The following is a 4,360-nucleotide window of genomic DNA, read 5'->3' as shown; positions in this document are numbered from 1 at the left end:
CACCTGACCCCATGCCGAACTCAGAAGTGAAACGCCGTAGCGCCGATGGTAGTGTGGGGTCTCCCCATGCGAGAGTAGGGAACTGCCAGGCATCAAATTAAGCAGAAGGCCCAGTCGGAAGACTGGGCCTTTTTGCGTTTCTACAAACACTCCCTGTCGTCATAACTACAAGCCATCCCCCCACAGATACGGTAAACTAGCCTCGTTTTTGCATCAGGAAAGCAGCTATGAACCACTCCTTAAAACCCTGGAACACATTTGGCATTGATCATAATGCTCAGCACATTGTATGTGCCGAAGACGAACAACAACTACTCAATGCCTGGCAGCATGCAACCGCAAAAGGACAATCCGTTCTTATTCTGGGTGAAGGAAGTAATGTACTTTTTCTGGAAGACTATCGCGGTACGGTGATCATCAACCGGATCAAAGGTATCGAAATTCATGATGAACCTGATGCGTGGTATTTACATGTAGGAGCCGGAGAAAACTGGCATCGCCTGGTAAAATACACTTTGCAGGAAGGTATGCCTGGTCTGGAAAATCTGGCATTAATTCCTGGTTGTGTCGGCTCATCACCTATCCAGAATATTGGTGCTTATGGCGTAGAATTACAGCGAGTTTGCGCTTATGTTGACTGTGTTGAACTGGCGACAGGCAAGCAAGTGCGCTTAACTGCCAAAGAGTGCCGTTTTGGCTATCGCGACAGTGTTTTTAAACATGAATACCAGGACCGCTTCGCCATTGTAGCCGTAGGTCTGCGTCTGCCAAAAGAGTGGCAACCTGTACTAACGTATGGTGACTTAACTCGTCTGGATCCTACAACCGTAACGCCACAGCAAGTATTTAATGCGGTGTGTCATATGCGCACCACCAAACTCCCTGATCCAAAAGTGAATGGCAATGCCGGTAGTTTCTTCAAAAACCCTGTTGTATCTGCCGAAACGGCTAAAGCATTACTGGCACAATTTCCAACAGCACCAAATTATCCCCAGGCGGATGGTTCAGTAAAACTGGCAGCAGGTTGGCTTATCGATCAGTGCCAGCTAAAAGGGATGCAAATGGGTGGGGCTGCGGTGCACCGTCAACAGGCGTTAGTCCTTATTAATGAAGACAATGCAAAAAGCGAAGATGTGGTGCAACTGGCACATCATGTAAGACAAAAAGTGGGTGAAAAATTTAATGTCTGGCTTGAGCCTGAAGTTCGCTTTATTGGTGCATCAGGTGAAGTTAGCGCAGTGGAGACGATTTCATGAAGGATAATACCGTTCCGCTGAAATTAATCGCGCTGTTAGCGAATGGCGAATTTCACTCTGGTGAGCAGTTGGGTGAAACGTTAGGAATGAGCCGGGCGGCTATTAATAAACACATTCAGACACTGCGTGACTGGGGCGTTGATGTCTTTACCGTTCCGGGTAAAGGATACAGCCTGCCTGAGCCTATCCAGTTACTTAATGCTGAACAGATATTGGGTCAGCTGGATGGCGGTAGTGTAACTGTGCTACCCGTTATTGACTCCACGAATCAGTACCTTCTTGATCGTATCGGAGAGCTTAAATCGGGCGATGCCTGTGTTGCAGAATACCAGCAGGCTGGCCGTGGTCGCCGGGGTCGGAAATGGTTTTCGCCTTTTGGCGCAAACTTATATTTGTCGATGTTCTGGCGTCTGGAACAAGGCCCGGCGGCGGCGATTGGTTTAAGTCTGGTTATCGGTATCGTGATGGCGGAAGTATTACGCAAGCTGGGTGCAGATAAAGTTCGTGTTAAATGGCCTAATGACCTCTATCTGCAGGATCGCAAGCTGGCAGGCATTCTTGTGGAGCTGACTGGTAAAACCGGCGATGCGGCGCAAATAGTCATTGGAGCCGGGATCAACATGGCAATGCGTCGTGTTGAAGAGAGTGTCGTTAATCAGGGGTGGATCACGCTGCAGGAAGCGGGGATCAATCTCGATCGTAATACGTTGGCGGCCATGCTAATACGTGAATTACGCGCGGCGCTGGAACTCTTCGAACAAGAAGGATTGGCACCTTATCTTTCGCGCTGGGAAAAGCTGGATAATTTTATTAATCGCCCAGTGAAACTTATCATTGGTGATAAAGAAATATTTGGCATTTCACGCGGAATAGACAAACAGGGCGCTTTATTGCTTGAGCAGGATGGAATAATAAAACCCTGGATGGGCGGTGAAATATCCCTGCGTAGTGCGGAAAAATAAGATAGGGGAGCATTAGCTCCCCTGAAAATTATTTGCGTAGTCTGACCTCTTCTACCGCATGATTAGCACTTTTCGTCAGGATTAAACTGGCGCGCTCGCGAGTAGGTAGAATATTTTGCTTTAAGTTCAGCCAGTTGATCTCTTTCCACAACGTCATGGCAGTATTAATCGCTTCTTCTTTAGTTAATTTCGCGTAGTTATGAAAATAGGAATCCGGGTCTGTAAAAGCCCCTTCCCGGAATTTCAGAAAACGGTTGATATACCACGTCTGAAGTAAGTCTTCCGGTGCATCAACATATATCGAAAAATCGACAAAATCAGAAACAAATACATGATGTGGATCGTGTGGATAATCCATTCCGCTCTGTAAGACATTTAACCCTTCAAGAATTAAAATATCAGGCTGAACAACCGTTTTATCTCCATCCGGGATCACATCATAAATAAGATGCGAGTAAACAGGTGCTGTAACGTTTGGCACGCCGGATTTGAGATCGGAAACAAACTTCACCAGGCGATGCATATCATACGATTCCGGGAAGCCTTTCTTCTTCATCAGACCACGTTCTTTCAGTACCTGATTAGGGTGAAGGAAGCCATCAGTCGTGATCAGTTCAACACGACGATGTTCCGGCCAACGGCTTAATAGCGCCTGCAATACACGGGCGGTTGTACTTTTCCCCACCGCGACACTACCAGCAATACTGATAATGTAAGGAATGCGTTGCCCGTTGGTACCAAGAAACTGTTCCAGAACTGCCTGACGGCGCAGATTCGAGCTTATATAGAAGTTCAGCAAACGTGACAGAGGTAAATAGATCTCGGCAACTTCTTCTAACGAGAGATCTTCATTAATACCTTTGAGACGGGCGATCTCATCTTCCGATAACGTCATAGGTACGGAATCACGCAGAGCTGCCCACTGGTTGCGGTCAAACTGTAGGTAAGGCGTCATTAACGTTTGCTCTTTTATACTCATAAGCATGTTTCTGGCGGTCATAGCTCTATCGGCAAAGCGATATTTGCCATGGCGCGTCACAGTTCTGTTGAATGGGTTAATGGGCAGGAGGGTAACACCAGATGGGGAGGAATAATAAGAAAAAATCTCTCCCAGGAAGCTATCGTTGAAAAGCAATGTGACAGATATTCCATCTGATAAAAAGAATTATGGTTTAGCAGGAGCGCATTGTTGAGCACAATGATGTTGAAAAAGTGTGCTAATCTGCCCTCCATTCGGCTGTTTCTTCATCGTGTCGCATAAAATGTGACCAATAAAACAAATTATGCAATTTTTTAGTTGCATGAACTCGCATGTCTCCATAGAATGCGCGCTACTTGATGCCGACTTAGCTCAGTAGGTAGAGCAACTGACTTGTAATCAGTAGGTCACCAGTTCGATTCCGGTAGTCGGCACCATCAAGTCCGGTGGGGTTCCCGAGCGGCCAAAGGGAGCAGACTGTAAATCTGCCGTCACAGACTTCGAAGGTTCGAATCCTTCCCCCACCACCAATTTCGGCCACGCGATGGCGTAGCCCGAGACGATAAGTTCGCTTACCGGCTCGAATAAAGAGAGCTTCTCTCGATATTCAGTGCAGAATGAAAATCAGGTAGCCGAGTTCCAGGATGCGGGCATCGTATAATGGCTATTACCTCAGCCTTCCAAGCTGATGATGCGGGTTCGATTCCCGCTGCCCGCTCCAAGATGTGCTGATATAGCTCAGTTGGTAGAGCGCACCCTTGGTAAGGGTGAGGTCGGCAGTTCGAATCTGCCTATCAGCACCACTTCTTTTCTCCTCCCTGTTTTTTCCTTCTGTTTATTGCATTCAACAAGTCGGGCATGTTGCCTGGTTGATGTGGTGATATCACCGATTTATCCGTGTCTTAGAGGGACAATCGATGTCTAAAGAAAAGTTTGAACGTACAAAACCGCACGTTAACGTCGGTACTATCGGCCACGTTGACCATGGTAAAACAACGCTGACCGCTGCAATCACTACCGTACTGGCTAAAACCTACGGCGGTGCTGCTCGCGCATTCGACCAGATCGATAACGCGCCGGAAGAAAAAGCTCGTGGTATCACCATCAACACTTCTCACGTTGAATATGACACCCCGACCCGTCACTACGCACACGTAGACTGC

4 protein-coding genes, 4 tRNA genes and 1 rRNA gene are annotated in these 4,360 nt (G+C 47.4%); 8 read left to right on the top strand and 1 reads right to left on the bottom strand.

The annotated features are described in order from the left end of the window. The 3 genes from rrf to birA form a co-directional block, all read left to right on the top strand. Positions 1-91: ribosomal RNA gene (gene rrf / locus ACJHYW_RS24940) — 5S ribosomal RNA — on the top strand; the annotation flags it as partial. Between the two features lie 136 nt (positions 92-227). Then, positions 228-1,256, top strand: a complete 1,029-nt coding sequence (gene murB, locus ACJHYW_RS24935; protein ID WP_001016685.1) for a UDP-N-acetylmuramate dehydrogenase — start codon at positions 228-230, stop codon at positions 1,254-1,256. Then, complete coding sequence (birA, locus tag ACJHYW_RS24930) at positions 1,253-2,218, top strand: bifunctional biotin--[acetyl-CoA-carboxylase] ligase/biotin operon repressor BirA (RefSeq protein ID WP_000654618.1); 966 nt, start codon at positions 1,253-1,255, stop codon at positions 2,216-2,218. Before murB ends, birA begins: the two co-directional genes overlap by 4 nt. A gap of 28 nt (positions 2,219-2,246) precedes the next feature. On the opposite strand, the gene coaA is transcribed toward birA, so the two are convergent. After that, entirely contained in the window at positions 2,247-3,197 is a 951-nt protein-coding gene (gene coaA / locus ACJHYW_RS24925) for a type I pantothenate kinase (protein ID WP_000023085.1), read from the bottom strand. A gap of 361 nt (positions 3,198-3,558) precedes the next feature. Between coaA and ACJHYW_RS24920 the strand changes: the two genes are divergently transcribed. From ACJHYW_RS24920 to ACJHYW_RS24900, 5 genes are all read left to right on the top strand, one after another. Beyond that, positions 3,559-3,634 (top strand) — tRNA-Thr (locus ACJHYW_RS24920). A gap of 8 nt (positions 3,635-3,642) precedes the next feature. Then, positions 3,643-3,727 (top strand) — tRNA-Tyr (locus tag ACJHYW_RS24915). A 116-nt stretch (positions 3,728-3,843) separates the two neighbouring features. Continuing rightward, positions 3,844-3,918 (top strand) — tRNA-Gly (locus tag ACJHYW_RS24910). 6 nt (positions 3,919-3,924) lie between these two features. Next, a tRNA-Thr gene (locus ACJHYW_RS24905) sits at positions 3,925-4,000 on the top strand. Between the two features lie 114 nt (positions 4,001-4,114). Further along, positions 4,115-4,360 (top strand): GTP-binding protein (locus tag ACJHYW_RS24900; protein ID WP_044810207.1); only part of this gene is annotated, 246 nt, incomplete at its 3' end.

The sequence above is a fragment of the Escherichia sp. WS3063 genome, from assembly GCF_046486595.1.
GTDB classification, from domain to species: domain Bacteria; phylum Pseudomonadota; class Gammaproteobacteria; order Enterobacterales; family Enterobacteriaceae; genus Escherichia; species Escherichia coli.
Note: the sequence above shows the minus strand (reverse complement) of the source record. Positions and strands in the feature narration are given on the sequence as shown.

What these genes read in the sequence shown, in the direction of transcription:
- murB (WP_001016685.1), top strand. Translation starts at nt 228, where the DNA reads ATGAACCACTCCTTAAAACCCTGGAACACATTTGGCATTGATCATAAT.
- birA (WP_000654618.1), top strand. Translation starts at nt 1,253, where the DNA reads ATGAAGGATAATACCGTTCCGCTGAAATTAATCGCGCTGTTAGCGAAT.
- coaA (WP_000023085.1), bottom strand. Translation starts at nt 3,197, where the DNA reads ATGAGTATAAAAGAGCAAACGTTAATGACGCCTTACCTACAGTTTGAC.